The 25,857-nt window shown below is 73.8% G+C and carries 25 protein-coding genes and 2 pseudogenes; 22 read left to right on the plus strand and 5 right to left on the minus strand.

Features of this window, described 5'->3' with window-relative positions; all coding sequences use genetic code 11:
• Nucleotides 1-34 precede the first annotated feature (34 nt).
• Together ACZ3IG_RS18105 and ACZ3IG_RS18110 are read right to left on the minus strand one after the other, a co-directional pair.
• On the minus strand, nt 35-1,219 hold the full coding sequence (locus ACZ3IG_RS18105; protein WP_467433037.1) for a pyridoxal phosphate-dependent aminotransferase: 1,185 nt from the start codon (nt 1,217-1,219) through the stop codon (nt 35-37).
• Nucleotides 1,220-1,284: 65 nt separating this feature from the next.
• The gene (locus ACZ3IG_RS18110; RefSeq protein WP_467433039.1) at nt 1,285-1,602 is read right to left on the minus strand and encodes a WGxxGxxG family protein; all 318 of its coding nucleotides are present in this window, start codon (nt 1,600-1,602) and stop codon (nt 1,285-1,287) included.
• A 1,091-nt stretch (nt 1,603-2,693) separates the two neighbouring features.
• On the opposite strand from ACZ3IG_RS18110, the pseudogene ACZ3IG_RS18115 reads away from it, so the two are divergent.
• The 18 genes and pseudogenes from ACZ3IG_RS18115 to ACZ3IG_RS18200 all read left to right on the plus strand — a co-directional run.
• A pseudogene (locus tag ACZ3IG_RS18115) lies at nt 2,694-3,209 on the plus strand (DUF2617 family protein); the annotation flags it as partial.
• A 155-nt stretch (nt 3,210-3,364) separates the two neighbouring features.
• Entirely contained in the window at nt 3,365-5,008 is a 1,644-nt protein-coding gene (locus ACZ3IG_RS18120; protein WP_467433041.1) for a polyamine aminopropyltransferase, read from the plus strand.
• A 265-nt stretch (nt 5,009-5,273) separates the two neighbouring features.
• Nucleotides 5,274-5,453 carry a hypothetical protein gene (locus ACZ3IG_RS18125; RefSeq protein ID WP_467433043.1) on the plus strand — a complete coding sequence of 60 codons (180 nt, stop codon included), beginning with the start codon at nt 5,274-5,276 and terminating at the stop codon, nt 5,451-5,453.
• Nucleotides 5,408-6,002, plus strand: a pseudogene (locus ACZ3IG_RS18130) (LuxR C-terminal-related transcriptional regulator); the annotation flags it as partial. The gene ACZ3IG_RS18125 and the pseudogene ACZ3IG_RS18130, both read left to right, overlap by 46 nt.
• 52 nt (nt 6,003-6,054) lie before the next feature.
• On the plus strand, nt 6,055-7,077 hold the full coding sequence (locus ACZ3IG_RS18135; protein WP_467433046.1) for an SRPBCC domain-containing protein: 1,023 nt from the start codon (nt 6,055-6,057) through the stop codon (nt 7,075-7,077).
• Nucleotides 7,078-7,109: 32 nt separating this feature from the next.
• Nucleotides 7,110-7,901 carry an aldose epimerase family protein gene (locus tag ACZ3IG_RS18140; RefSeq protein WP_467433047.1) on the plus strand — a complete coding sequence of 264 codons (792 nt, stop codon included), beginning with the start codon at nt 7,110-7,112 and terminating at the stop codon, nt 7,899-7,901.
• 9 nt (nt 7,902-7,910) lie between these two features.
• Nucleotides 7,911-8,459: an orotate phosphoribosyltransferase gene (gene pyrE / locus ACZ3IG_RS18145; RefSeq protein WP_467433048.1), complete on the plus strand. Its 549-nt coding sequence runs from the start codon at nt 7,911-7,913 to the stop codon at nt 8,457-8,459.
• 102 nt (nt 8,460-8,561) lie between these two features.
• Entirely contained in the window at nt 8,562-9,593 is a 1,032-nt protein-coding gene (fbaA, locus tag ACZ3IG_RS18150; RefSeq protein ID WP_467433051.1) for a class II fructose-bisphosphate aldolase, read from the plus strand.
• Between the two features lie 69 nt (nt 9,594-9,662).
• Nucleotides 9,663-10,076, plus strand: a complete 414-nt coding sequence (locus ACZ3IG_RS18155) for a DUF3151 domain-containing protein (RefSeq protein WP_467433052.1) — start codon at nt 9,663-9,665, stop codon at nt 10,074-10,076.
• 148 nt (nt 10,077-10,224) lie between these two features.
• Entirely contained in the window at nt 10,225-11,040 is an 816-nt protein-coding gene (locus ACZ3IG_RS18160) for a tryptophan 2,3-dioxygenase family protein (RefSeq protein WP_467433054.1), read from the plus strand.
• On the plus strand, nt 11,033-12,244 hold the full coding sequence (gene kynU, locus ACZ3IG_RS18165; RefSeq protein ID WP_467433056.1) for a kynureninase: 1,212 nt from the start codon (nt 11,033-11,035) through the stop codon (nt 12,242-12,244). Before ACZ3IG_RS18160 ends, kynU begins: the two co-directional genes overlap by 8 nt.
• Nucleotides 12,245-12,318: 74 nt before the next feature.
• A complete protein-coding gene (locus ACZ3IG_RS18170; RefSeq protein ID WP_467433057.1) occupies nt 12,319-13,194 on the plus strand; it encodes an alpha/beta hydrolase in 876 nt (291 codons plus the stop codon).
• A gap of 146 nt (nt 13,195-13,340) precedes the next feature.
• Nucleotides 13,341-14,318, plus strand: coding sequence for an alpha/beta hydrolase (locus ACZ3IG_RS18175; protein ID WP_467433059.1), 978 nt, complete (start codon nt 13,341-13,343; stop codon nt 14,316-14,318).
• Between the two features lie 2 nt (nt 14,319-14,320).
• Nucleotides 14,321-15,499 (plus strand): acyltransferase family protein, encoded by a 1,179-nt coding sequence (locus tag ACZ3IG_RS18180; RefSeq protein WP_467433060.1) that lies wholly within the window; start codon nt 14,321-14,323, stop codon nt 15,497-15,499.
• Nucleotides 15,496-16,821: a sensor histidine kinase gene (locus ACZ3IG_RS18185; protein ID WP_467433061.1), complete on the plus strand. Its 1,326-nt coding sequence runs from the start codon at nt 15,496-15,498 to the stop codon at nt 16,819-16,821. Before ACZ3IG_RS18180 ends, ACZ3IG_RS18185 begins: the two co-directional genes overlap by 4 nt.
• Nucleotides 16,818-17,483, plus strand: a complete 666-nt coding sequence (locus ACZ3IG_RS18190) for a response regulator (protein WP_467433063.1) — start codon at nt 16,818-16,820, stop codon at nt 17,481-17,483. The genes ACZ3IG_RS18185 and ACZ3IG_RS18190 overlap by 4 nt, the downstream gene beginning before the upstream one ends.
• Nucleotides 17,484-17,583: 100 nt before the next feature.
• Entirely contained in the window at nt 17,584-18,918 is a 1,335-nt protein-coding gene (locus ACZ3IG_RS18195; protein ID WP_467433065.1) for a sensor histidine kinase, read from the plus strand.
• Entirely contained in the window at nt 18,915-19,580 is a 666-nt protein-coding gene (locus ACZ3IG_RS18200) for a response regulator (RefSeq protein ID WP_467433067.1), read from the plus strand. The genes ACZ3IG_RS18195 and ACZ3IG_RS18200 overlap by 4 nt, the downstream gene beginning before the upstream one ends.
• Before the next feature lie 43 nt (nt 19,581-19,623).
• Here the strand turns inward: ACZ3IG_RS18200 and ACZ3IG_RS18205 are convergent, their stop codons facing one another.
• Entirely contained in the window at nt 19,624-20,088 is a 465-nt protein-coding gene (locus tag ACZ3IG_RS18205) for an ATP-binding protein (protein WP_467433069.1), read from the minus strand.
• A gap of 207 nt (nt 20,089-20,295) precedes the next feature.
• On the opposite strand from ACZ3IG_RS18205, the gene ACZ3IG_RS18210 reads away from it, so the two are divergent.
• The 4 genes from ACZ3IG_RS18210 (at nt 20,296) to ACZ3IG_RS18225 (ending at nt 23,323) form a co-directional block, all read left to right on the plus strand.
• Nucleotides 20,296-21,147 (plus strand): helix-turn-helix domain-containing protein, encoded by an 852-nt coding sequence (locus ACZ3IG_RS18210; RefSeq protein ID WP_467433071.1) that lies wholly within the window; start codon nt 20,296-20,298, stop codon nt 21,145-21,147.
• Nucleotides 21,147-21,335 (plus strand): DUF397 domain-containing protein, encoded by a 189-nt coding sequence (locus ACZ3IG_RS18215; RefSeq protein WP_467433072.1) that lies wholly within the window; start codon nt 21,147-21,149, stop codon nt 21,333-21,335. Before ACZ3IG_RS18210 ends, ACZ3IG_RS18215 begins: the two co-directional genes overlap by 1 nt.
• A gap of 59 nt (nt 21,336-21,394) precedes the next feature.
• Nucleotides 21,395-22,618, plus strand: coding sequence for a cytochrome P450 (locus ACZ3IG_RS18220; protein ID WP_467433073.1), 1,224 nt, complete (start codon nt 21,395-21,397; stop codon nt 22,616-22,618).
• Between the two features lie 102 nt (nt 22,619-22,720).
• Nucleotides 22,721-23,323, plus strand: a complete 603-nt coding sequence (locus tag ACZ3IG_RS18225; protein WP_467433075.1) for a Uma2 family endonuclease — start codon at nt 22,721-22,723, stop codon at nt 23,321-23,323.
• A gap of 17 nt (nt 23,324-23,340) precedes the next feature.
• On the opposite strand, the gene ACZ3IG_RS18230 is transcribed toward ACZ3IG_RS18225, so the two are convergent.
• Both ACZ3IG_RS18230 and ACZ3IG_RS18235 read right to left on the minus strand, forming a co-directional pair.
• Entirely contained in the window at nt 23,341-24,909 is a 1,569-nt protein-coding gene (locus ACZ3IG_RS18230) for an ABC transporter permease (protein ID WP_467433077.1), read from the minus strand.
• The gene (locus ACZ3IG_RS18235; protein ID WP_467433079.1) at nt 24,909-25,793 is read right to left on the minus strand and encodes an ABC transporter ATP-binding protein; all 885 of its coding nucleotides are present in this window, start codon (nt 25,791-25,793) and stop codon (nt 24,909-24,911) included. Before ACZ3IG_RS18235 ends, ACZ3IG_RS18230 begins: the two co-directional genes overlap by 1 nt.
• Nucleotides 25,794-25,857 lie beyond the last annotated feature (64 nt).

The following is a 25,857-nucleotide window of genomic DNA, read 5'->3' on the forward strand; positions in this document are numbered from 1 at the left end:
CGGGGGCCGCCGGCGGGTGCCCGGCCGACAGGCCCTACGGGCGCGGCAGGGCCTTCAGCCGCCGTACCGCGTCCTCCAGGACGGGCACCCGCTTGCAGAACGCGAACCGGACGAACGGGGCGCCCTCCGCGCGGTGGTCGTAGAAGACCGCGTTGGGGACGGCGACCACGCCGGCGCGTTCCGGCAGGGCGCGGCAGAAGGCGAAGCCGTCCTCGTGGCCCAGGGGGCGGATGTCGGTGGTGACGAAGTACGTGCCGGCGGGGCGGTGGACGCCGAAGCCGGCCTCCGCGAGGCCGGCCGCCAGGAGGTCCCGCTTGGCGCGGAGGCCGTCGCGGAAGGCGGTGAAGTAGGAGCCGGGGAGGGCGAGGGCCTCGGCGACCGCGTACTGGAAGGGGCCCGCCGACACGTACGTCAGGTACTGCTTGGCCGAGCGGACCGCCGTGAGCAGGGCGGGGGCGGCGGTGATCCAGCCGACCTTCCAGCCGGTGAAGGAGAAGGTCTTGCCGCTCGACGAGATGGTGACCGTGCGTTCGCGCATGCCGGGGAAGGACGCCAGCGGGATGTGTTCGGCGTCGTCGTAGACCAGGTGTTCGTAGACCTCGTCGGTGACGACGAGGAGGTCGCGCTCGACGGCCAGTTCGGCGACGGCCGCCAGTTCGGGGCGGGTCAGGACGGTGCCCGTCGGGTTGTGCGGGGTGTTGATCAGGAGGAGGCGGGTGCGGTCGGTGACCGCGTCGCGCAGTTCGTCGAGGTCGAGGCGGAAACGCCCCTCGCGCGGGCGCAGGGTGACCGGGACGCGGGTGCCGCCGGCCATCGCGACGCAGGCCGCGTAGGAGTCGTAGTACGGCTCCAGGGCGATCACCTCGTCGCCGGGTTCCACCAGGGCGAGGAGGGCCGCGGCGATCGCCTCGGTGGCGCCGGCGGTGACCAGGACCTCCGTGTCGGGGTCGTAGGACAGGCCGTACCAGTGCCGCTGGTGGGCGGCGACGGCGGTGCGCAGCTCCGGGACGCCGGGGCCCGGCGGGTACTGGTTGCCGCGTCCGTCGCGCAGGGCCCGTACCGCCGCCTCCCTGACCTCCTCGGGGCCGTCCGTGTCCGGGAAGCCCTGCCCGAGGTTGATCGCGCCGGTCCGTACGGCCAGGGCGGACATCTCGGCGAAGATCGTCGTCCCGAACTCGGCGAGCCGGCGGTTGAGCAGGGGGCGTGCGTGGGAGGTCATCCGGCCATCCTGCGCCGAAGTCCCGGGGTCCTCAACTCACCGCGGGTACCGGACCGGGCCTTCGCTCAGACGCGGTCGTCGGGGTACGCGCCGCCGGTCCCCGTGCCGCGATGGGTTCCGGTGCCGGGCGTCTTGCGCCGACGGGGCATGAGGCCGAGCAGACCCAGAAGACCGACGAGGCCCCACAGGCCCCAGCCGCCTCCGCCGTCGTCGTCGTTGTTGTCGTCCTGTGCCTGCGCCTGTGCCTGCGCCTGCGCCTGGCTCTGGGCGGCTTGCACGGTGGCGGACTGGGCCACCGTCGGTGTGTGCGCCTCCGCGGTGACCGCGGCGGGTCCCGCGAGGAGAGCGGCGGTCAGGAGAGCACCGGTAGTCGTGCGACGCATCATTCCTCCTTGCATGACCCGTGGACGGGGTCTCGCTACCCATCTCGGGTGACGCCGGAGCGGTGTGCAACTCCGGAGGACGGAAAAGGCCCTCCTGACGCGCGGGCGGGCCCATGTCCCGGGCCGCGCGGGCATCCGGCCCACATGGCGCCGAACGGGTGACGCCGGCCGGAGGCACGCCGGTCCGGGACCGACGCGTCCGCCGCGGGCCGACCCTCAGAAGTTGCTCAACTCCGCTTTGGGGCGCGGCGGCCCGGGGCATCCCCGGTGCACGCAACGAGCGAGGCACCCACGGGGGGTTGCTCATCGGGGTTGCTCAACGGAAGGAGGGTGGCGCCATGCTGGTCGGCATCATCCTGGCAGTGGTCGTGATCGCGGTCGTCGCGCGGGTCGTGTCCGTCACGCGCCGGAGCGCGCGCGCTGGTCGTGCGCGCGGGCGCGGGTGGACGTACGGCGGTGGGGGCGTGGCCGTCGGCGGGGCCGACGGCGGCGGTGGCGGCGGCGGTGACGACAGCTGGTGGGTGGGCGGCTCGGACGGCGGCTCGTCGTCGGACGGCGGTCACTCGGGGGGTGACTCCGGTGGTCACTCGGGGAGTCACTCGGGGGGTCATTCCTGTGGGGGCGGGTCGTCCTGTGGCGGTGGTGGGGGCGGCTGCGGCGGTGGTGGCGGCGGCTGACACGGGGCAGCCGAGCCGCCGGAGAAGGGGAACCGCGTCTCCTCCCCGGGGCCCGCACAGGGGGCCCGTCCCCAGGGGCCCGCACAGGGGTCCCGCACCGAGCGTCCGCCGGGCAGCACGCCCGGCGGACGCTTTCGCGTACCGGCGTGCGCCGCACGGGGTGGGGCGCACGCGGGGGTTGAACAGGTGAGCTGGTGAGCCCCCTGAGGGATGGAAATACCACGAACTTGGGTAAAAACGCTGTGGCGCCGCCACTGTCCATGATTCTCTCTCATTCGCCCAAGCAGCCTCTCGGGCGTCCTGCGGCCCCCTCCTGACCGGTCGACCGGACGGTGACAGGGCCGCACCCCCCGGCGCGGCCGGGATGCGTGGGACCCTGCCCCTTCTTCCCCTGTGTGCTTGCGGAGCCCATCCATGCTCACGACCCTGAACACCGCCTACACCGACACGCGCGCGGCCGACCTCGCCTGGGCCCTCGGGCGGGAACCGCTGCCGGCCCTGGCCACCCTCGAAGTCGAACTGGCGGGCAGCAATGTCGAGTTGAGACTTCTCGGCGCCTCCCACCAGGTGCTCCTGGAGGAGGGGCGGGGCATCTGCTCGGAGACGGTCGCGTGCATCCCCGGCAGCAGGACCCCGCTGCCGCTGGGCGTCGCCAAGCGGGTGGGCGACTGGGAGTACGAGTTCGCGGCCCATGTGGAGCTGCTGTCGCCCGACGCGTTCGCGGGCCGCGCCCAGGAACTGCTCGCCCTGGTCTCCGACCATCCGCACGGACTCGTCGGCGTCTTCCCGGGCAGCCCGTACGCGTTCACGGCGCTGCTGGTGCAGGGGCAGGTGGGCCAGGTGTCCTGGCGTACCTGGCACGCCTATCCGCAGGAGGGGCGGCTGGTGGCCACCCGGACCAGGGTCGGCGTCTGCGCCGAGGCGGGCCGGCCCGGCCGCCCGGGCGGGGGCGGGCGCCCCGGCTCGCACTGCTGTCCGGCCGTTCCGGTGTCCGCGCCGGGTAAACCCGAAGCCCCCGTCAGGAAGGGCAGGTCCACACGTGTGGGTGACGAGGCGTAGTGGTGAAGTAACGTAACGTCACAACCGTGATCGAACCGCACGTGCCCGCTCCGCCCGGCTCCCCGCCGCCCTGGGGCGGCCCGGGCGGCCGGGGCCGCCGCCGCGTCGCCGCACCGCCCGCCGCCGCGCCGCCCGCCCCCGTGCCGCCCCTGCCCGTGCGGCCGGGGACCGGACGGTTCCTGGTCCTGGCCGGTGTCTTCGTCTGCGCCGCCTGCGGACTGGTGTACGAACTCGAACTGGTCGCCATCGCCTCCTACTTGACCGGCGACTCGGTCACCCAGGCGTCCATCGTCCTGTCGGTCATGGTGTTCGCGATGGGCCTCGGCTCGCTCGTCGCCAAGCGGCTGCGCCGGCTGGGGGCGGCCGGCTTCGGCGCGGTCGAGGCCGCCCTGGCCCTCGTCGGCGGGTGCAGCGCCATGATGCTGTACGCCGTGTTCGCCTGGACCGGCGACTGGGGCGGTCTGTGGGCCGACGCGCCCCGCGTCCTGCTGGTGGCCTTCTCGCTCACCATCGGTCTGCTGATCGGCGCCGAGGTGCCGCTGCTGATGGAGCTGATCCAGCGCATCCGCCGCCAGGACGTGGGCGGCGCCGTCGCCGACCTGTTCGCCGCGGACTACACCGGATCGCTCATCGGCGGGCTGGCCTTCCCCTTCCTCCTCCTGCCGTTCCTCGGCCAGTTGACGGGCGCCCTGGTCACCGGGACCGTCAACGCCGTGGTCGGCGCGGCGCTGGTGCTCGGACTGTTCCGGCGCGACCTGACCGGCCGGGCCCGCCGGCTGCTGCTGACCGCCAACATCGTCGTCATCGCCGTCCTCGCCACCGCCGCCGTCCTCGCCGACGACTTCGAACGGGCCGCCCGGCGCGCCATGTACGGCCAGGACGTCCGGGTGGCCGTGCGCACCGACGTCCAGGAGGTCGTCCTCCTCGGCGACGCCGACGGCCACCCCCTCGACCTCTTCCTGGACGGCCGGCTCAGGGTCACCGGCGGGGACGAGCGCCGCTACCACGAGGCGCTGGTCCACCCCGCCATGACCGGCCCCCACGCGCGCGTGCTGGTCCTCGGCGGCGGTGACGGACTCGCCGCCCGGGAGGTGCTGCGCCACCCCGGGGTGCGGCGGGTGGAGATCGTCGAGGTGGACGCGGAGCTGACCCGGCTCGCCCGCCGCGACCCCGGCCTGTCCGCGCTCAACGAGCACTCCTACGCCGATCCCCGCGTGCGCGTGACGACGGACGACGCCTTCCACCGGCTGCGCCGGGCGCCCGCCGCGGCGTACGACGTGGTGATCTCGGACCTGCCCGACCCGGGCGTCACCGCGGGCACCAAGCTGTACTCGCAGGAGTTCTACGGCCTCGCCCGCCGGGTGCTGGCGCCCGGCGGGCGGCTGGTGGTGCACGCCGGGCCGTTCGCCGCGCGCACCCGGGTGTTCCGCACCGTGGAGTCGACCCTGCGCGCGGCCGGGCTGCGGACCGCCGCCTACCGGGTGACCGGTTCCCCCGCCGGTGACTGGGGCTTCCTCCTCGCCGCGCGCACGGCACCGGTCCTCCGCCTCGACCCGCACGGTCCGCGCCCGGCGACCCTGACCCCCCGCGCGTTGGCCCGCGCCGCTCGCGCGGCGGCCGGTACGCCTGGGCTGCCGCCGGCCTCGACGCTGGTGCATCCCCGGTACTGAGGGTCTGTTCTGCCCCGGCCCTTCCCGCCCTGCCGCGTGCGGTGGCCCCCTGCGGACCGTGCTGTGGATCGCTCCGTGGACCGTGCTGTGGAACCGCTCCGTGGACTGTTCGCGCCGTGAGCCCAGGGGGCGTCCCGCCCGCACCGAATCCCGCACCGGGTTGATCCGCCGCAACCCGCGCGGGTAGCCGCGCCCGTCCCCTGCGACGTCCGCGGAACCGCGGATAGCGGACGCCTGCGCCGGACACCGGACCTACGCTGCGGCAATGCGTCTGTCCCCGACGGCGGCCGACGGCCTGATCGCCGCGGCGCTGACCACCGTGGCCGTCCCGCTCGGCACCGAGGCCACCGCCCAGGGCCGGCCCGCCCTCGACCCGCTCGCCTGGACGCTGGTCGCCCTGAGGCGGTGGCGCTGGCCGCCGAGACCCGGCCGGACGTCGTCCTGATGGACATTCGCATGCCCGGCATGACCGGTGTCGAGGCCACCGAACGCATCCTCACCGAGGCCGTCGACCCCGCGCCCCGGGTGCTCGTCCTGACCACGTTCACCTCGACGAGTACGTGTACGGGGCGCTGCGCGCCGGCGCGTCCGGGTTCCTGCTCAAGGACGCCGGGCCGGAACGGCTGCCGGCGGCGGTCGCCGCCGTGGACGGTGGCGACGCGCTGTCCGCGCCCGCCGTCACCTGGCGCCTGGTGGAGGCGTTCACCCATATGGCGCACGCGGCGTCGGCCGACGCCGGCCCGCCGCCCGGCCTGTCGGCGCTGACCGGCCGGGAGGTGGAGGTGCTGCGGCTGGTCGCCCGGGGGCTGACCAACGCGCAGGCCGCCGTCCGGCTGTTCATCAGCGAGGCCACGGTCGAGACCCACTCAACCGCGCGATGGCCAAGCTGGGGCTGGCCAGCCGGGCCCAGGCGGTGGTGCCGGCCTACGAGACGGGGCTGGTGACGCCGGGGGACGGCGGCGGCGTCGTCGGCGTGGGGGTGGCCGGCGGGTGAGTTCCCGCCGGCCGGGCGTGTTCCCGCGGCCCGCTGGGTAGGCTCGGCTGACATGGAGCATGAGGTGTTCGTTCCGGTTCCGGCCGAGCGGCTCAGGGAGGCGCTGGCCGACCCCGCCCGGGTCGCCGGCGCGGTGCCCGGGCTCCAGCAGGAGGCCGGCGCCGAGCCCGTCACGGGCCGGCTGAAGATCCGCGTCGGCAGCCACTCCGTCACCTACCGCGGCACCGTGCGGCTCACCGCGCGGGACGACGGTACGTACGCCGCCGAGGGCGAGGCCGTCGAGGCGCGCGGCACGGGCACGGTGGCGCTGGCGCTGACGGTGCGGGTCGCCGGCGCGGGCGGTGGCGCGGACGAGGGGGCCAGGCTGACGTTCGCCGGGACGGCGTCGGTGGCCGGGCGGCTCACCGAACTGCCGCCGGACGCGGTGACCGCGGCGGTGACGCGGCTGCTGACCCGGTTCGGGGAGAACCTGGGCCAGGCGGCCCTGTCCGTCTCCGAGACCGAGGCCGAGCCGCCCGCCGCCGACCGGTCCGCCGCCGAGCCGTCTGCCGCCGAACCCTCCGCCGCCGAGCCGTCGGCTGTCGAGCCGTCTGCCGCCGAGCCGTCGGCTGTCGAGCCGCCCGCCGCCGAACCCCCCGCCGCCGAGCCGCCCGCCGCCGAGTCGCCCGCTGCTGAACCGCCCGTCACCGAGCCGCCCGCCGCCGAGTCGCCCGCTGCTGAACCGCCCGTCACCGAGCCACCCGCCACCGAGCCGCCCGTCACCGAACCCGCCGCCGCCGAACCCTCCGCCGCCGAGCCGTCGGCTGTCGAACCCCCCACCGGCGACCCCCTCCCCGAGCCCTCCGCCACCGACCCCCTCCCCGACCCCCCCGCCGAAGCCGCCCACGCCCGTCGCACGATGATCGGGCGCAGTGCCGAGGAGGTCGATCACGCGCCGCCGCGCGGCCGGTACGCCCCCGTGCCCGCGCCGCAGGCCGCCGGCTCCGGTACCCCGCTGCGCTGGGCCGCCCCCGCCGCCGCGCTGGTCGTCGCCTCGGCCATCGTGGTCGGCCGCGCCCTGCGCCGGCGCCGCTGAGGCGGGGCGCGCCCGCCCAGTAGGGTCGGAACGTGAGCAACGAAGAGATCACACTGACCGCGGGCGGCGCGGAGGCCACCGTGCGGCCCGGCAACGGCGGCCGGATCGGCTCGCTGCGCGTCGACGGCGCGGAACTGCTCCGCCAGGGCGACCGCTACGGCTGCTTCCCGATGGCCCCCTGGGTCGGCCGCATCCGCGACGGCCGCTTCCGGGACGGCGCCACCGTCCACCAGATGCCGCTGAACTCCCCGCCGCACGCCATCCACGGCCCCGCCCGCGACGGCGCCTGGACCACCGCCCGCGCCACCGCCGACGAGGCGGTCATCACGTACGACCTCGGCGACCCCTGGCCCTACCCGGCCCGCCTCACCCAGGTCATCGCGCTGGCGCCGGACGCGCTGACGCTCACCCTGGCCGTCGAGACGTACGGGTCCTCCTTCCCGGCGCAGCTCGGCTGGCACCCGTGGTTCAACCGGACCCTCGGCGACGGCGACGGCGTCGAGATCGCCTTCGACGCGGCCTGGCAGGAGGAGCGCGGCGCCGACCACCTCCCCACCGGCAACCGGATCGACCCCCTCCCCGGCCCCTGGGACGACTGCTTCGGCATGCCCGACGGCGTCGACGTCACCCTCACCTGGCCCGGGCGGCTGGAGCTGAAGGTGGCCAGTCGGGAGGAGTGGGTCGTCGTGTACGACGAGCAGGAGGCCGCCGTCTGCGTGGAGCCGCAGACCGGCCCGCCCAACGGCCTGAACACCCTCCCGCGCCTGGTCACGCCCCTGGAGCCGCTGGAGGCGACGACGACCTGGCGCTGGCGCCGCCTTTAAGCTGGCCCCATGAGTGACGTACGCGGCGCGCTGCTGCAGCAGATCAAGGACAAGGCCGTGGTGCACGGCAAGGTGACGCTCTCCTCCGGCCTGGAGGCGGACTACTACGTCGACCTGCGCCGCGTCACCCTGGACGGCGAGGCCGCGCCGCTGGTCGGGCAGGTGCTGCTCGACCTGACCGCCGACCTGGAGTTCGACGCGGTGGGCGGGCTCACCATGGGCGCCGACCCGGTGGCCGGCGCCATGCTGCACGCCGCCGCCGCGCGCGGGCGGCGGCTGGACGCGTTCGTCGTCCGCAAGGCCGCCAAGGCGCACGGCATGCAGCGCCGCGTCGAGGGCCCGGACATCGCCGGCCGCCGGGTCCTGGTGGTCGAGGACACCTCCACCACCGGCGGCTCCCCGCTCACCGCGGTCGAGGCGGTGCGCGAGGCCGGTGCCGAGGTGGTCGCGGTGGCCACCATCGTCGACCGCGCCACCGGCGCCGCCGAGAAGATCCAGGAGGGGGCGGGCGTGCCGTACCGCTACGCCTTCTCCAAGGACGAGCTGGGCCTGGACTGAGCCGTCTGGGAAGATGGGGCCGACAATGACGTCGCCCCCAGGTCAGGGCCGTAAGCACGCACGCACGACACAGCCCACCCGCACATATCAAGGAGCGGACTCATGCCCATCGCAACTCCCGAGGTCTACAACGAGATGCTGGACCGGGCGAAGGCGGGGAAGTTCGCCTACCCGGCCATCAACGTGACCTCCTCCCAGACGCTGCACGCGGCCCTGCGCGGTTTCGCGGAGGCGGAGAGCGACGGCATCGTCCAGATCTCCACCGGCGGCGCCGAGTTCCTGGGCGGCCAGCACAACAAGGACATGGTGACCGGCGCGGTCGCGCTGGCCGAGTTCGCGCACATCGTCGCCGAGAAGTACGACGTGAACATCGCGCTGCACACCGACCACTGTCCCAAGGACAAGCTGGACACGTACGTGCGTCCGCTGCTCGCGCTCTCCGCCAAGCGCGTCGAGGCCGGTATGGGCCCGCTGTTCCAGTCCCACATGTGGGACGGCTCCGCCGAGACCCTGGCCGACAACCTCTCCATCGCCACCGAGCTGCTGGAGCGGGCCCGCGCCGCGAAGATCATCCTTGAGGTCGAGATCACCCCGACCGGCGGCGAGGAGGACGGTGTCTCGCACGAGATCAACGACTCCCTCTACACCACGGTCGACGACGCCCTGCGCACCGCCGAGGCCCTCGGCCTGGGCGAGCAGGGCCGCTACCTGCTCGCCGCGTCCTTCGGCAACGTGCACGGCGTGTACAAGCCGGGCAACGTCGTCCTCCGCCCCGACCTGCTGAAGGAGCTGAACGAGGGCGTCGCCGCCAAGTACGGCCGGCCCGCCGGCTCCAAGCCCTTCGACTTCGTCTTCCACGGCGGCTCCGGCTCCACCGCCGAGGAGATCGCCACCGCGCTCGACAACGGCGTGGTCAAGATGAACCTCGACACCGACACCCAGTACGCCTTCACGCGTCCGGTCGCCGGTCACATGTTCGCCAACTACGACGGCGTCCTGAAGGTCGACGGCGAGGTCGGCAACAAGAAGACCTACGACCCGCGCACCTGGGGCAAGCTGGCCGAGGCCGGCATGGCCGCGCGCGTCGTGGAGGCCTGCGGCCACCTGCGTTCCGCGGGCACCCGCATCAAGTAACCCCTCCGGCGGTACCGGGCCCGGCACCCTCGCGGTGCCGGGCCCTCGTCATGCCGCAGACTGGACCGCATGGCCATTCACGAGAACCTGCTCGGGGGACCGCCCCCGACCCACCTCCCCGACGACCCCGAGCCGCGCGAGCTGCTCGCCGCCGGCACCTCGCCCGCCGAGGTCGCCGCCCGGTACCCGGCGTCCTCGCTGGCCTGGGCGCAGCTCGCCGACGACGCCTTCGAGCGGGGCGGCGTGGTCGAGTCGTACGCGTACGCCCGGACCGGCTACCACCGTGGCCTGGACGCCCTGCGCCGGGGCGGCTGGAAGGGACACGGCCCGGTCCCGTGGGAGCACGAGCCCAACCGCGGCTTCCTGCGCGCCCTGCACGCCCTCGCCCGCGCCGCGCAGGCGATCGGCGAGAAGGAGGAGTACGAGCGCTGCTCGCAGTTCCTGCGCGACTCCTCGCAGGAGGCGGCCGACGTCCTCGGCTGACCCCGCGCCGATCCCTTTCGGGCCCGTCCGCCAGGGCGGGCCTTGCGCGTACCTGGGACGATTGCGCAGGATGCTGGTTCGGGGACCGGGGCCCCGTGCCGGTAACGGCAGGGCGGACCGCTACCCGGAGTGCCATCAGGAGACAGCGATGTCCCACGACGCCCCGAACCTCGATTTCGCGGGCAGCACGCCGTACGAGGACTATGTCAAGGCGGACGTGCTCACCCATCTCCAGCACACTCTCTCCGACGATCCCGGAGAGATGGTCTTCCTGGTCACCACCCAGGTCATGGAGCTGTGGTTCACCGTCATCGTCCACGAGTGGGAGACCGCGGCCCGCGCCCTGCGCGAGGACCGCACCGACGTGGCGAAGGACGCCCTGAAGCGTTCGGTACGGGAGCTGGAGGCCCTCAACGCCTCCTGGAAGCCGCTGGCCGGGCTCACCCCGGTCCAGTTCAACTCCTACCGCGGCGCCCTCGGCGAGGGGTCCGGCTTCCAGTCGGCCATGTACCGGCGGATGGAGTTCCTGCTCGGCGACAAGTCCGCGTCCATGCTCGTCCCGCACCGCGGCACCCCCCGCGTCCACGCCGAGCTGGAGAAGGCGCTGCACGAGCCGAGCCTGTACGACGAGGCGGTCCGGCTGCTGGCGCGGCGCGGGTACGCCGTCCCGGAGGCGGTACTGCACCGGGACGTGTCCCGGCCGTACGAGCCCTCGCCCGAGGTCGAGGCCGCCTGGACGGCCGTGTACGCCGGGGACCAGGACGGCGAGCTGGTGCGGCTCGGCGAGGCGCTCAGCGATGTCGCCGAGCTGGTGTGGCGCTGGCGCAACGACCACCTGGTCGCCACCCGCCGCGCGATGGGCGCCAAGACCGGCACCGGCGGCTCCGCCGGGGTGGCCTGGCTGGAGAAGCGGGCCCGCAAGAACGTGTTCCCCGAGCTGTGGACGGCGAGGTCGTATGTCTGAGCTGATGAGCGCCGCGCGGGAACTGGACGCGGCGGACGGGCTGGCCGGGCTGCGGGAGCGGTTCGTCCTCGGTGACGACGTGGTCTACCTGGACGGCAACTCGCTGGGCGCGCTGCCCGCGCACGTGCCGGGCCGCGTCGACGACGTCGTGCGGCGGCAGTGGGGCGAGCTGCGCATCCGGTCCTGGGAGGAGAGCGGCTGGTGGACCGCGCCCGAGCGGGTCGGCGACCGGATCGCCCCGCTGGTCGGAGCGGCGCCCGGACAGGTCGTGGTCGGTGACTCCACCAGCGTCAACGTCTTCAAGGCGGTCGTGGCGGCGGTGCGCATGGCCGGGGAGGGACGGGACGAGATCCTCGTCGACGCCTCCACCTTCCCCACCGACGGGTACATCGCCCGGTCGGCGGCCCGGATGACGGGGTGCGCGCTGCGGCCGGTGCGCCCGGCCGAGGTGCCCTCGGCACTCGGTGACCGGACCGCCGTCGTGCTGCTCAACCACGTCGACTACCGCACCGGCCGGCTGCACGACCTGCCCGGACTCACCGCCGCCGCGCACGCGGCGGGGGCGTACACCGTGTGGGACCTGTGCCACAGCGCGGGCGCGCTGCCGGTCGGGCTGGACGAGCACGGCGTCGACCTGGCCGTCGGCTGCACGTACAAGTACCTGAACGGCGGCCCCGGTTCGCCCGCGTACCTGTATGTGCGCGAGGAGTTGCAGGACCGCTTCGACTCGCCGCTGCCGGGGTGGAACTCGCACGCCGAGCCGTTCGGGATGGCCTTCGCGTACACCCCGGCCGCCGGTGCGGTGCGCGGGCGGGTCGGCACGCCGGACATCCTGTCGCTGCTCGCGCTGGAGGCGGCGCTCGACGTGTGGGAGACGGTGTCCGTCGAGGCGGTGCGGGCCAAGTCGCTGGCGCTGACCGACTTCTTCCTGCGCTGCGTCGAGGCGTACGTGCCGGGCGGCCGGGCCGAGAACCTGACGCCGGTCGCGCACGCCGAGCGGGGCAGTCAGGTGGCGCTGCGCTGCGACGGCGCCGGGGACGTGATGAAGGCGCTGATCGGGCGCGGGGTGGTCGGTGACTTCCGGCACCCGGACGTCCTGCGGTTCGGCTTCACGCCGCTGTACGTCGGGTTCGCGGACGTGGAGCGGGCGGCGCGGGTGCTGGGCGAGGTCGTCGCCGGGAGCGGTCACCCTCACCCTGCGTGACAACCCCGTGTTCACGCACGTCACGGGCCTGATAGCGTCCGGCCAACACCGTTACGCCGCTGAGAGGTTGGAGCATGCCGGAGACCACTGCGGGCAACGACGCGGAGGAGAGGTCCGCCTTCTCGCACCCGGCGGTCGATCCCGACAGCAGTGCCGCGTACGGCGGCCTGCCCGACCAGGTGATCGACTTCTACGCGCCGCGCGGTCCGGGCGGGCCGGGCGGTCCGGCGCCCGTGGTGGTGGCCCTGCACGGGGGTGCCTGGCGGGCCCCGCACGACCGGCGGCACTTCAGTCCGTTCGCGGCCTTCCTCGCCCGCCGCGGGTTCGCCGTGGCCAACGTCGAGTACCGGCGGGGCGCGGCGGACCCGGGTGCGGCGGGCCCGGGTGCGGCCGGTCGCTGGCCCGACACCTTCGACGACGTGGCCGCGGCCCTCGACGCCCTGCCCGCCCTGGCCAAGGAGCACCTGCCGGGCGCCGATCCGCGCCGTACGGTGCTCACCGGGCACTCGGCGGGCGGCCACCTCGCCCTGTGGGCGGCGGCCCGGCACCTGCTGCCCGCCGACGCCCCCTGGCGCACCGACCGGCCCGCGCCGCTGCGCGGCGTCGTCGCCCTCGCCCCGATCGCCGACTTCGCGGTCGCCGACAAGCTGGACGTGTGCGGCGGCGCGGTGCGCCAGCTCCTGGGCGGCGACGACGACTTCGCGGCCCGCGTGCCGTACGCCGACCCCGCGCTGCTGCTGCCCACCGGCATCGCGACCACCCTCGTCCAGGGACGTACCGACGTGGACGTGCCGCAGGAGGTCGCCGAGGCGTACGCCGACGCGGCGGCCAAGGCCGGGGAGGTGGTGGGCGTGACGCTGCTGGAGGACGTCGGTCACTTCCCGCTGATCGACCCGGCGGCGGACGCGTGCGCGGTGGTGGCGGAGGAGATCGCCCAGCTGGCGTGGTGAGCCCGCCGCCACCGGCCCGTCGTACCTCTCGTACCTGAGAGCTACGCGGCAGGTGAGCTCTCCGGCGTGACGCCGGTTACCCGTGACGCTCCGTAACGTCCCTTCTCGACCGGCCCGATGGACGGGCCTGGGGGAGGGGAGCGCCCATGGCACGGCGGCGAACGACGGGGCGGCACCGGGCGCGATGGTGGCGTGGCGGGCTGATGGCGCTGCTCACCGGCGCCGTCGTCCTCCCCCTCTCCGGCGCCGCCCGGCCCGTGACTCCCGCCCCGGCCCCCGCCGTCCTGCCCCCGGTGACGGCGGCGACCCTGGACGCCGCCTACGCCGCCCACCGGGCCGACGCCGCCGCGGCGTCCCGCACCGCCGCCGCCCACGGTGACCGGCACCGGGCGGTGGCCGACCGCGCGCTGGCCGCACCGGACCGGCAGCTCCTCGCCTTCGACGGCCGGGGCGCCGGGCTGGTCACGGAGGTGTTCGGCGACCTGGCCCACGCCGACCGGATCGCCGTCCTGGTACCGGGCTCGGACACCGGCCTCGACACCTACGGCCGTTTCCGCGCCGCCGCCCTCGCCCTGTATCACCGGCTCACCCCCGGCCGTACGGCGGTGGTGGCCTGGCTCGGCTACGAGACCCCCGGCACCGTCAGTACGGCGGTCGCCACGACCGGCCGCGCCGAGGAAGCGGCGCCCGCGCTGCGCGCCCTGGTCCGCACCCTGCACCGCGTCACCGGCCCCGGCACGGACGTCTCCCTGCTGTGCCACTCCTACGGCACCGTCGTCTGCGCCCGCGCCGCCCACGGCCTGGACGTCACCGACATCGCCCTGCTCGGCAGCCCCGGCACCGGCACCGACGCCGCCGCCCGCCTGGGCACGGACGCCCGGGTGTGGGCGGCCCGGGGCGGCGGTGACTGGGTGGCGCACGTTCCGCACCTCAGCGCGGAGCTGTTCGGCACGACCGTCGGCTTCGGCACCGACCCGCTCTCCCCGTCCTTCGGCGCCCGGGTCTTCGCGGCCGGGGACGGCGGCCACAGCGACTACTTCGCCCCCGGCTCCCTGTCCCTGACCAACCTGGCCCGGATCGTCCAGGACGAGACCGTGCCGGACTCGACCACGGAGGCACAGTGACCGTGACCTGCACGACCGCACCGCCCGGACTGCGTGCCCGGATCGACGCCGCCACCCCGGCCGGCCGGGACCGCGCCGTCGACGCCCTGCGGGCCGCCGCGATCCTCGGTGTCGTCCTCGGCCACTGGCTGGTGACGGCCCTGGTCGCCGACGGCGGCGCACTGCGCGCGGCGAGCCCGCTCGGCGACCTGCCCCAGCTGGCCCCGGTCTCCTGGATCTTCCAGACCCTCGCCGTGTTCTTCCTGGTCGGCGGCCATGTCGCCACCCGCGGCCACGCCTCGGCCCGCGCCCGCGGCACCTCCTACGGCCGCTGGCTGCGCGCCCGCCTGTCCCGGCTGTTCCGCCCGGTCGCGGCCGTCCTCGTCCTGTGGACAGCGATCGCGGCGCTCCTGCTCCTGACCGGCGCGGAGCAGACGACCGTCCACACCCTGGTCAAGCTGGCTCTCTCCCCGCTGTGGTTCCTGCTGGTCTTCGCCGTACTGACCGCCGCCACCCCGCTGCTGGCCCGGCTGCACCCGCTGTGGCCCTTGGCCGTCGTCCTCCACGTCGACCTGCTGCGCTTCGGCCTCGGCGTCCCTGACGGGCTCGGCTGGGTCAACCTGGCCGCGGGCTGGCTCGTGCCGTACACCCTCGGCGCCGCCTGGACCCGCGGCGAACTGGAACACCCCCGCGTCGGCGTACTCCTCCTCGTCGGCGGTACGGCGGCCACCGCGGCCCTCGTAGCCTTCGCCGGCTACCCGGCCTCGATGGTCGGCGTCCCCGGCGCCGAGGTGTCCAACCTCGACCCGCCGACGCTGGCCGCCGTCACCTTCGGCCTGGCCCAGTGCGGTCTGGCCCTGCTGCTGCGGGAGCCGTTGCGCCGGGCGATGCGGCGACCGACGGCCTGGGCGGCGGTGGCGCTGGCCAACCTCTCCGCCATGACCATCTTCCTCTGGCACCAGACGGCGTTGATGGCCACCACGGCCACCGGCCTGTCCGCCGGCCGCCTGCCCGGCCTGCACACCCGCCCCGACGGCCTGGACTGGGTAGCGGCCCGGCTGGCCTGGCTGCCGGTGTTCGCGCTGGTCCTGGCGGGATGCTGGGCGGTGTTCCGGACCTGGGAACTGCCGCGCCGTACCCGGACGGTGCGTGCCCACCACCCCCGCCCGTCCCGGACGCCCGGTTCTAAGGTGGACGCGTGAGATACGGGGGGAACCGGGCCCGGCACTGGGCGGGAGTGCTGCGCGACGATCTGTGGACCGTACGGGCCGACCCGCTGCCGCCGTCCACCTGGCTGCGCTGGCTGCCGCACGGGATCGTGTGGCTGGCCGCGTTCGCGGTCCTGGCCGCGGGGCTGCCGCAGCTCCAGGAGCGGGCCGGGCTGGCCTTCGGGTACGCCTTCGCGGTCGCCCTCGGCCAGAGCGGCGCGATGGTCCTCGGCCTGTGGCGGCCGGTCCTGGCGTGGTGGCTGTCGATGACGGCGACCGTGCTGGGCGCGGTGGCCGTGCACCACATGCTGGTGCCCGACGGTCCGGGGCGGGGGTTCACCTGGCCCTGGACCGTGGCCGGGATGGCCGCCCACCTCTTCGTCCTGCTGTTGCTCGCCCTTCGTGTGCCGGGCCGCGTCGCCGCCGAGGCACTCGCCCTCACCGCGCTGGTCACCTACGTCCTGCAGGGACTGTGGGGCGCCCGCGACTACCAGTCCACCGGTGTTCTCGTCCTGACCCTGTCGTCGGTCGCCGTGGTGCTCGGCGCCGCCCTGAGGGGCCGCCGCGAGGCCCGTACCGCCCTCGCCCGGCAGACCACCCTCACCGCCGAGGAACGCGCCCGCCGCACCCTCCTGGAGGAGCGCAGCCGCATCGCCCGCGAACTGCACGACGTGGTCGCCCACCACATGTCGGTCATCTCCATCCAGGCCCAGGTGGCCCCCCACCTCGTCCCGAACCCCCCGGACGAGCTGAAGGAGAACCTCGCGGGCATACGGGAGAACGCGCTGGAGGCGCTGACCGAACTCCGCCGGGTCCTGGGCGTCCTGCGCTCCGAGCACCCCGACCTGCCGCCGGACCCGGAGCGGGGCCCGGCCTCGCACGCCCCCCAGCCGACCCTCGACCGGCTGGACGCGCTGGTCGCCAACACCAGGGCCGCCGGTCTCACGGTCACCACCGAGGTGACCGGCGGGCGCCGCTCGCTGACGCCCGGCCTGGAACTGTCGGCGTACCGGATCGTGCAGGAGGCGCTGAGCAACGTCCTGCGGCACGCGCCCGGCGCACACGCCCGTGTCCACCTCACCCACCGCCCGCAAGGCCTGCACGTCGAGGTCACGAACTCCCGCCCCCTCCACCCCCCGGCGGCCCCCTCCCCGGGCGCCGGGCACGGGCTGCTCGGCATGCGTGAGCGGGCGGCGATGCTGGGCGGCACCCTCACCGCGCACCCCCTGCCGGACGGCGGCTACCAGGTGACCGCCTTCCTCCCGGCCGACGGCCCGCCGTCCTCCCCCCACCCCACCACCAAGGACCAGGCATGACCATCCGTGTACTGATCGCCGACGACCAGCAGATGGTCCGCCAGGGCTTCACCGTGCTGCTGAACACCCAGCCCGACATCGAGGTGACCGGCCAGGCGGTGGACGGCCTGGACGCGGTGGCCAAGGTCGGCGAACTCGCCCCGGACGTCGTCCTGATGGACATCCGCATGCCCGACCTGGACGGCATCGAGGCCACCCGCCGCATCACCGCAGCCCATCCCGCCGTCCGGGTGCTGGTGCTCACCACCTTCGACCTCGACGAGTACGTCTACGAGGCGCTGCGCGCGGGTGCCTCCGGCTTCCTCCTCAAGGACGCCTCCGCCGACCAGCTCGCCGAGGCGGTCCGGGTGGTCGCCGCCGGGGACGCGCTGCTCGCTCCGAACATCACCCGGCGGCTGATCACCGAGTTCTCCCGGCTGGACGAGCGTCCGCGCACCCCGCTGAAGAACCGCGTCGGCGACCTCACCGAACGGGAGACGGAGGTACTGGCACTGATCGCGCAGGGTCTGTCCAACGCGGAGATCGCCGGCCGCCTGGTCGTCGCCGAGCAGACGGTGAAGACCCACGTGGGCCGCATCCTGGTCAAGCTGAACCTGCGCGACCGTACGCAGGCGGCGGTGTTCGCGTACGAGAGCGGGCTGGTCCGGCCGTCGGGATACTAGGGGCTGGGCTCTCTGACGTCGGTAGTACTTGAGACGGACCCGGAAGGACCCTTCTCGCTGCGGACGACGGCGCGGCCCCGCGCCCCCTACGGTTCTGTACGTGACCGAGACGACCCAGATACCGCCCTCCACGCCAGGCAGTCCGGAGGCCCGGCTCGCAGCGAGCGTCCTGCGCGGGCTGCGGCAGGACCTGTTCGAGGACGCCTTCGCCTACCGGCCGCTGCCCCGGCGGCGCGTCGACGGACCGCTGACCCGGCGGCTGCCCGGACGGCTGCGGGAGTACGCGGCATGGGCCCCGCACGCCGTGCTGCTGATGGCCGGGCTGCTGATCATGGCCTTCGCCGCCAGCGAGGTCCAAGGTCATGACAACGCGCGGCGGGTGCTGAACGGCGCCCTCGCGCTGGCCCCGATCCTGCTGCTCCTGGTCCGCCCTGTCGGTGCCTTCTGGTGCTCACTGATCGCTGCGCCGGTCACCGCCCTGTTCGCCGATCGGTGGGACATGTGGCCGTGGGCGCCCGGCAGCTTCGCCTGCCACCTGATCGTGCTGACGGTGGTGGCGCTGCGGACCCGGCCGCGCACGGCGGCGTGGATGTGGGTCCTGACCGCCGTGTACAGCCTGGGAGCGGACACCCTCCTCGGCTGGGACTACTACAACTCCAACAGCGGCCCGCTGCTGGTCCTCACCGCCCTGGTGCTGCTGGTGGTCGCCGTACGGCACGTCCGCCGCGAGGCCCGGCAGGAGGTGACCGCCCAGCGGACGGTGACGGCCCACGAACGCTCGCGCCGTACGCTGCTGGAGGAGCGCACCACCATCGCCCGCGAGCTGCACGACGTGGTCGCCCATCACATGTCGGTGGTCGCCATCCAGGCCGAGGCGGCGCCCTACCGGGTGGAGAACCCGCCGGAGGAACTGGAGCGGGCCTTCGCCACGATCCGCGAGAACGCGGTGGCCGCGCTCACCGAACTCCGCCGTGTCCTGGGCGTGGTCCGCGCCGAGGACTACGAGGCCCCGGACGCCCCGCAGCCCACCCTGGCCGACCTGGACGCGTTGCTGGCCAACGTCCGCGACACGGGCCTCGACGTCTCGAAGGCCGTCACCGGGGCGGTGCGCGAACTGCCGCCCGGCGTCGAGCTGTCGGCGTACCGCATCGTCCAGGAGGCCCTGAGCAACTCGCTGCGGCACGCGCCGGGCGCGAGCGCCCGGGTGGAGGTGTCCTATGTCCTGGGCGGCCTGGGCCTGCGGGTGGTCAACGGCCCGACGCCCGCGACGTCCCTGGTCAAGCCGTCCCCGGGCGCCGGGCACGGGGTGACCGGCATGCGGGAGCGGGTGTCGATGCTGAACGGCGAGATGACGGCCGGCCCGACCGACGAGGGGGGCTACGAGGTGACGGTCTTCCTGCCGGTCCCGGCGCTCACGAGCGAGGACGACGCATGACCATCCGGGTACTGATCGCCGACGACCAGATGATGGTGCGCGAGGGCTTCTCGGTCCTGCTGAACGCGATGCCGGACATCGAGGTCGTCGGCGAGGCGGTCAACGGCCGCGAAGCGGTCGCCAAGGTCCGCGAACTCGCCCCGGACGTCGTCCTGATGGACATCCGCATGCCGGAGCTGAACGGCATCGAGGCGACCCGCGAGATCGTCGCGGCCGACACGACGTCGAAGGTGCTGGTCCTGACCACCTTCGACCTGGACGAGTACGTGTACCAGGCGCTGCGCGCGGGCGCGTCCGGCTTCCTGCTGAAGGACGCGTCGGCCCGCCAACTGGCGGACGGCGTACGGGTGGTGGCGTCCGGCGAGGCGCTGCTCGCCCCGTCCGTCACCCGCCGCCTGATCACCGAGTTCTCCAAACTCTCCGAGGCCCCGCGGCTGATGCCCTCGGCCCACGCGGCCTACGGCGACCTGACCGACCGGGAGACGGAGGTACTGGTGCTGATCGCGCAGGGCCTGTCGAACTCGGAGATCGCCGGGCGCCTGGTCGTCGCCGAGTCGACCATCAAGACCCACGTCAGCCGCATCCTGGTGAAGCTGGGCCTGCGGGACCGCACGCAGGCGGCGGTGTTCGCGTACGAGGCCCGGTTGGTGACGCCGGGGTGACGGACCCTGGGCGGGAAAACCGTGAGCACTTGGCGCTCTGATGTCATGGGGCTGCTCGGGTGAGCGGTGGGGTGACGGGGGAGGGGGAAGTGCTCAGGGTTTTTTGCGGGTGTAGCTCGCACCACACGTATTTTCCTCGATTCCCGAACCGGGAGAGGGGCTGCCACCCCCAGAGGTCGGAGCAGGCCCGGACCAGGGCGAGCCCTCTGCCGTTCTCCTCGTCGGCACCGGGCACGTCCGTGGCGGCGGGCGGCGGTTCGGGGTCCGCGTCCCACGCTCCGATCCGCAACACCCCACCCGCCCACCGCACCCGCAGCGCGGCCGGCCCCGTGGTGTGCAGCACGGCGTTGGTGACCAACTCGGCCGCGAGCAGCTCCGCGACATCGACGACCCCGATCAGCCCATGCACGGTGAGGATCAGCCGAAGGGTACGCCGACTGACGGTGACGGCACGGGGATCGTTCGGGATGTAGAGGGAGTACTCCCAGGGTTCGTTCTCGGACGACATGCGCATACAGGGGCTCCGATCAGAGAGTTCTGGGGGGTGCGGTGTCATTGCCGCCGTCGTCAGGCAGGACGAAGCGGTGCGCTTCCAGCACCTGGGCATTCCATAGCGTGTGCGCCGCGTCACCGACGGTATGGCACAAATTCGTGCCACTGCAACCGGCTGCCGTAACCTGACACCCGAACGTGGGGTACGGGAGCAGGAGGGCGGATGCCGCCGAGGAGCAATCCCACCGCGCGCCAAGTGCGCTTGGGAACGGAACTGCGCAGGCTACGGGAGGCCGCCGGGCTGAAGGCCCGGGAGGCGGCGGCGTTCCTGAACTCGACCTCGGGTCAGATGAGCCACATAGAGCTGGGTATCGCTGCCGTGAGCGCGGAGCGGGTCAGGCGCCTGGCCGCCTACTACGCCTGCACGGACGAGGCGTTGATCGACGCGCTCGTCGCCATGGCGACCGACCGGACGCTTGGCTGGTGGGAGGAGTACCGGGGAGTGCTGCCGCCCGCGTTCCTGGACACCGCCGAGGCCGAGTACCACGCGACGTTCCTGCGTGAGGTCGTCATCATGCTGATCCCCGGGTTGTTGCAGACCGCCGACTACGCTCGCGCGGTCTACACGTACATGCGGCCGGAGCTTCCCGAAAGCGAAGTGTCGCTCCGCGTGGAACACCGGCTGAAACGGCGATGTGTCCTGGAAGGTGACGCCCCCAAGCCGTACGACACGGTCCTCCACGAGTTCGCCCTGCGTGTCCACGTGTCGGACCGCCGGGCCTCGCTCAGACAACTCCGCTTTCTCCTCGACGAGATCGAGGCGGGACGCGTGACCGTGCGAGTCATCCCCGTCGACCATGTCGGATTCGCGGGCGCCGGAGCCTCGATGATGTACCTGGGTGGTCCGGTGCCCCGGCTGGACACCGGTCTGCGTGACTCGCCCACCGGCGTCGGCTTCTGCGACGCGGAGGCGCAATTGGAGAAGCTCCGCACGCTGTTCTCCAAGGTGAAGAGCGCGGCGCTGGACCCTGTCGCGTCACGGGACTTCATTCACCGACTGACGAAGGAACTGTAGTGACCTGGCGAAAGTCGACGTACTCCAGCGGTGGTGACGGCGACACCTGCGTCGAGATCTCCGAGTCGGAGTCCCACATATCCATCCGTGACTCCAAAGCCCCGGCCCGCGCCACCCTGGCCGTGCCCACCCGTTCCTTCGCCGCCTTCACCGACGCACTCAAACGCGGCCTCTGGCCGGAGGCGTGAGCGCCGGCGCCGGGCGGCGGCTCTGGGCAGCGGCGCGGCCGGCGCCCTATCGTCCGTACATGACGGCTCAATCCGACCTCGCGTTCGACCCGTGGAACCCGGCGTTCGTCGCCGACCCCTACCCCGCCTACGCCGGCCTGCGCGCCCGGGGGCGGGTCCTCTACTACGAGCCCACCGACCAGTGGCTGGTACCGCACCACGCGGACGTCTCCGCGCTGCTGAGGGACCGGCGGCTGGGGCGGACGTACCAGCACCGCTTCTCGCACGAGGACTTCGGCCGCACGCCGCCCCCGCCGGAACACGAGCCGTTCCACACCCTCAACGACCACGGCATGCTGGACCTGGAGCCGCCGGACCACACCCGTATCCGGCGCCTGGTGTCGAAGGCGTTCACACCGCGCACGGTCGAGCGGCTGAAGCCCTACGTGCACGGCCTGGCGAACGACCTGGTGGCCCGGCTCGTCGAGGCCGGCGGCGGCGACCTGCTCACCGATGTCGCCGAGCCGCTCCCCGTCGCCGTGATCGCCGAGATGCTCGGCATCCCGGAGGCGGACCGCGCCCCGCTGCGCCCGTGGTCGGCCGACATCTGCGGGATGTACGAGCTGAACCCGTCCGAGGAGACGGCACAGAGGGCGGTGCGGGCGTCGGTGGAGTTCTCCGGCTACCTGCGGGAACTGATCGCGGCCCGTCGCGAGGCCCCCGGCGACGACCTGATCTCGGGCCTGATCGCCGCGCACGACGAGGACGACGACCGCCTCACCGAGCAGGAGATGATCTCGACCTGCGTCCTGCTGCTGAACGCCGGCCACGAGGCCACGGTGAACGCCACCGTCAACGGGTGGCACGCCCTGTTCCGCAACCCCGGCCAGCTGGCGGCGCTGCGCGCGGACCACTCCCTGGTGCCCACGGCCGTGGAGGAGCTGATGCGCTACGACACCCCGCTCCAGCTCTTCGAACGGTGGGTGCTGGACGAGATCGAGATCGACGGGACGCCGATCCCGCGCGGCGCGGAGGTCGCACTGCTCTTCGGCTCCGCCAACCACGACCCGGCGGTCTTCACCGACCCCGAGCGGCTCGACCTGACCCGCCGCGACAACCCCCACATCTCCTTCAGCGCCGGCATCCACTACTGCATCGGCGCCCCCCTGGCCCGTATCGAACTGGCCGCCTCCCTCACGGCCCTCCTCGAACAGGCCCCCACCCTCACCCTCACCGCCGAACCGGAACGCAAGCCCGACTTCGTCATCCGCGGGTTGCGGGGCCTGCGCGTGGAGGCCGCGTGACCCGTGGGCGGGGCTCACCCGTTCGGCTGAGCCCGTGACGATCGTGTTCTCGGCGCACCCGCCGCTCGGCACACTGGCTGTGGCCCGGGAGGAGGGGGCACCATGACGGTTATGGCAGAGCCCACGTCGCAGACGTCGCAGATGTCGGTGGAGGAGTTCGACCGGATCGCGGACTTCGCGGCCAAGGAGACCGACGACGCCGTCAGGTTCGAGTTCATCGGCGGACGGATCGGGGTCAAGAAGGTGCCGGACGGCGACCACAACACCATTCTGCTGTGGCTGGCGCGGCGTTGCGTGCAGGCGAGGCCCGATCTCGACCTGTACCGCGAGCAGGGGCTGAGGGTGGAGAAGTACCGCTCGGGGAGGGCTCGTCCGGACGGCGTGCTGGTGCCCGAGGAGCACTTCGCCGGGCACGGTGAGTGGGCCGATCCCGCCGGCGTACTCCTCGTCGTCGAGGTCACGTCCCACGACTCGGACACCGACCGGCGCGACCGGCAGGAGAAGCCGCTGGCGTACGGGGCCGCGGGTATCCCGCTCTATCTGCTGATCGACCGGGACGACTGCACGGTCACGCTGTACAGCAGCCCTGGCGCCGACGTCGGCTACCACAGCCTGCGCCGGGAACCGTTCGGCGCCAGGATGCTGCTCCCCGACCCCCTCGGTATCGAACTCGACACCGAGAAGCTCAAGCAGTACGCCTCATGACCTGAAGCACGGCGGCCTCAGCTCGTCGTGTCCCGTCGCCGCAGCCCCGCCAGTCCCGCCCCCACCAGTGCCGCCGTGATGCCGAGGAGGGCGGCGACCGGGGTCCAGGTGAGGGGGGCGCCCGGGAGCTTGGGGAGGTGGCCGTAGGGGGAGAGGTCCAGGACGGCGGCCGGTACGTCCAGCGCGGGGCCGATCCAGCCGAGCAGCAGGGCCGCCCCGGCCACTCCCCAGGCCGCCGGTGCCGCGCGCGGCAGCAGCCCGTGCAGCAGGACCGCCGCGCCGCCGACCACCCACACCGCCGGCACCTGGACCAGGCAGGCCGCCAGGATCGGGCCGGGGTCGTGGCCGTAGCCCAGGGCGTAGCCGAGGCCGGCGAGCAGCAGGACGAGGACCGCGCCGCCGAAGGCGATCACCAGGTGGCCGGCGGCCCACCGCAGCCGTCCCACGGCCCCGGCGAGCACGGGTTCCGCCCGGCCGGAGGCCTCCTCGCCGTGCAGCCGCAGGACCGACGAGACGACGTACAGCGCGGCGACCAGGCCCAGCACCCCGGTCATCGCGGAGACGAACGTGTCGGTCAGCGCGCCCTGCCCGCCCATCCGTTCGAGGATCTCGCGGCTCGTCTTGTTGTCGGTGAGGAGATCCGCCGCTCCCTCGGTCATCCCGCCGAAGACCACCCCGGCGGCGAGGAAGCCGGTGCTCCACCCCAGTACGCCGCCCCGCTGGAGCCGCCAGGCCAGCGCGCCCGCCGTGCCGAGGCGGCCCTGCGCCGGTCCGGGGCGGGTCGGCAGGAAGCTCATGCCGACGTCCCGGCGGGCGGTCAGCGCGTACGCCACCGCCGTCTGGGCCAGTGCCGCGCCGGTGAGCAGCGCCGCCACCCACCACCGTTCGTCCGCGAACGCCCGGAGGTTCTCCAGCCAGCCCAGTGGCGAGACCCAGGTCAGCGGCGACGATCCGTCCGTCGTGGCCGAGTCGCCGGCCGCGCGCAGGACGAAGGCCGCGCCCAGGACCGCCGCCGTCAGGCCCCGGGCCAGCCGCGCGCTCTCGGTGAGCTGCGCGGCGATCGCCGCCGTCGTCGCGAAGACCATGCCGGTGCCCGCGACGCCCAGCGCGAAGGCGACCGCGCCCGCCGCGCCCTGCCCGGCCAGTCCGGCCGCCAGCAGCAGCGCGAGGGCGGTGTTGGCGACCGCCGCCGCCAGCAGGGCGGCCGTCAGCGGGGCGCGGCGGCCCACCGTTCCGGCCCGCAGCAGTTCGTCCCGGCCGCTCTCCTCCTCGTCGCGGGTGTGCCGGACGACGATCAGCAGGCTCATCACGGCCGCGACGGCGCCGGCGTACACGCCTACCCGCCAGGCCGCCAGCGCGCCGAGCGAGTCGCCGAAGAGGGGGCCGACCATGGCGCGCAGGGAGGAGTTGGCCGCCACCTGGCCGAGCAGGTCGGCACGTGCGGCGGGGGTGGGGTACATGCTGTCGAGGGTGCGGGGCATGGAGAGGACCATCAGCGCGTTCACGCCGGCCCAGACCGGGATCAGGACGCGGTCCCGGCGCAGGGCGAAGCGCAGCAGGGTGCCGGTGCCGGCGAGGGCGGACATCAGGCCTCCTGGTAGTGGCGCAGGAAGAGTTCCTCCAGCGTCGGCGGTGTCGAGGTCAGGGAGCGGACGCCCGACTGGGCGAGGGAGCGCAGTACGGCGTCGAGATGGTCGGTGTCGACCTGGAGGCGCACCCGGCGGCCCCGGACGTCGAGGCCGTGCACGCCGGGGAGCGCGGCCAGCCCGTCCGGGGCGCCCGCCAGCTCGGCGGTGACGCTGGTCCGGGTCAGGTGCCGCAGGTCGGCCAGCGAACCGCTCTCCACCGTCCGGCCCTTGCGGATGATGCTGACCCGGTCGCACAGCTCCTCGACCTCGCTGAGGATGTGGGAGGAGAGCAGGACCGTGCGCCCCCGGTCCCGTTCCTCGCGCACGCACCGCTGGAAGACGCCCTCCATCAGCGGGTCGAGGCCGCTGGTCGGCTCGTCCAGGATCAGCAGGTCGACGTCCGAGGCGAACGCGGCGACCAGGGCGACCTTCTGCCGGTTGCCCTTGGAGTACGTCCGGCCCTTCTTGGTCGGGTCCAGTTCGAAGCGGTCGGTCAGCTCCGCGCGGCGCCGTTTGTCGAGGCCGCCGCGCAACCGGCCGTACAGGTCGATGACCTCGCCGCCGGAGAGGTTGCGCCACAGGGTCACGTCGCCGGGGACGTACGCGATCCGGCGGTGCGCCTCCACCGCGTCCGACCAGGGGTCGCGGCCGAGGATGCGGGCGGCGCCGGAGTCGGCGCGGAGCAGGCCGAGCAGGACCCGGATGGTGGTGGACTTGCCGGCGCCGTTGGGACCGAGGAAGCCGTGCACCTCGCCGGTGTCGACGTCCAGGTCGAGGCCGTCGAGCGCGTGCGTGCGCCCGAAGGACTTGTGGAGCCCCGAGACGCTGATTGCCTTCGTCATACTTCGGAAAGTACGCTTCTTTCAGAAACGTGTGAAGTTAAGGAACCGTCAGGATTGTCGGAGG

This window comes from Streptomyces sp. NPDC016677 (genome assembly GCF_055562815.1).

Coding starts and splice junctions, on each gene's coding strand:
- ACZ3IG_RS18105 (WP_467433037.1), bottom strand. CDS start 1,219: ATGACCTCCCACGCACGCCCCCTGCTCAACCGCCGGCTCGCCGAGTTC.
- ACZ3IG_RS18110 (WP_467433039.1), bottom strand. CDS start 1,602: ATGCGTCGCACGACTACCGGTGCTCTCCTGACCGCCGCTCTCCTCGCG.
- ACZ3IG_RS18125 (WP_467433043.1), top strand. CDS start 5,274: ATGCGTCTGTCCCCGACGGCGGCCGACGGCCTGATCGCCGCGGCGCTG.
- ACZ3IG_RS18135 (WP_467433046.1), top strand. CDS start 6,055: ATGGAGCATGAGGTGTTCGTTCCGGTTCCGGCCGAGCGGCTCAGGGAG.
- pyrE (WP_467433048.1), top strand. CDS start 7,911: ATGAGTGACGTACGCGGCGCGCTGCTGCAGCAGATCAAGGACAAGGCC.
- fbaA (WP_467433051.1), top strand. CDS start 8,562: ATGCCCATCGCAACTCCCGAGGTCTACAACGAGATGCTGGACCGGGCG.
- ACZ3IG_RS18155 (WP_467433052.1), top strand. CDS start 9,663: ATGGCCATTCACGAGAACCTGCTCGGGGGACCGCCCCCGACCCACCTC.
- ACZ3IG_RS18160 (WP_467433054.1), top strand. CDS start 10,225: ATGTCCCACGACGCCCCGAACCTCGATTTCGCGGGCAGCACGCCGTAC.
- kynU (WP_467433056.1), top strand. CDS start 11,033: ATGTCTGAGCTGATGAGCGCCGCGCGGGAACTGGACGCGGCGGACGGG.
- ACZ3IG_RS18170 (WP_467433057.1), top strand. CDS start 12,319: ATGCCGGAGACCACTGCGGGCAACGACGCGGAGGAGAGGTCCGCCTTC.
- ACZ3IG_RS18175 (WP_467433059.1), top strand. CDS start 13,341: ATGGCACGGCGGCGAACGACGGGGCGGCACCGGGCGCGATGGTGGCGT.
- ACZ3IG_RS18190 (WP_467433063.1), top strand. CDS start 16,818: ATGACCATCCGTGTACTGATCGCCGACGACCAGCAGATGGTCCGCCAG.
- ACZ3IG_RS18200 (WP_467433067.1), top strand. CDS start 18,915: ATGACCATCCGGGTACTGATCGCCGACGACCAGATGATGGTGCGCGAG.
- ACZ3IG_RS18205 (WP_467433069.1), bottom strand. CDS start 20,088: ATGTCGTCCGAGAACGAACCCTGGGAGTACTCCCTCTACATCCCGAAC.
- ACZ3IG_RS18210 (WP_467433071.1), top strand. CDS start 20,296: ATGCCGCCGAGGAGCAATCCCACCGCGCGCCAAGTGCGCTTGGGAACG.
- ACZ3IG_RS18220 (WP_467433073.1), top strand. CDS start 21,395: ATGACGGCTCAATCCGACCTCGCGTTCGACCCGTGGAACCCGGCGTTC.
- ACZ3IG_RS18225 (WP_467433075.1), top strand. CDS start 22,721: ATGACGGTTATGGCAGAGCCCACGTCGCAGACGTCGCAGATGTCGGTG.
- ACZ3IG_RS18230 (WP_467433077.1), bottom strand. CDS start 24,909: ATGTCCGCCCTCGCCGGCACCGGCACCCTGCTGCGCTTCGCCCTGCGC.
- ACZ3IG_RS18235 (WP_467433079.1), bottom strand. CDS start 25,793: ATGACGAAGGCAATCAGCGTCTCGGGGCTCCACAAGTCCTTCGGGCGC.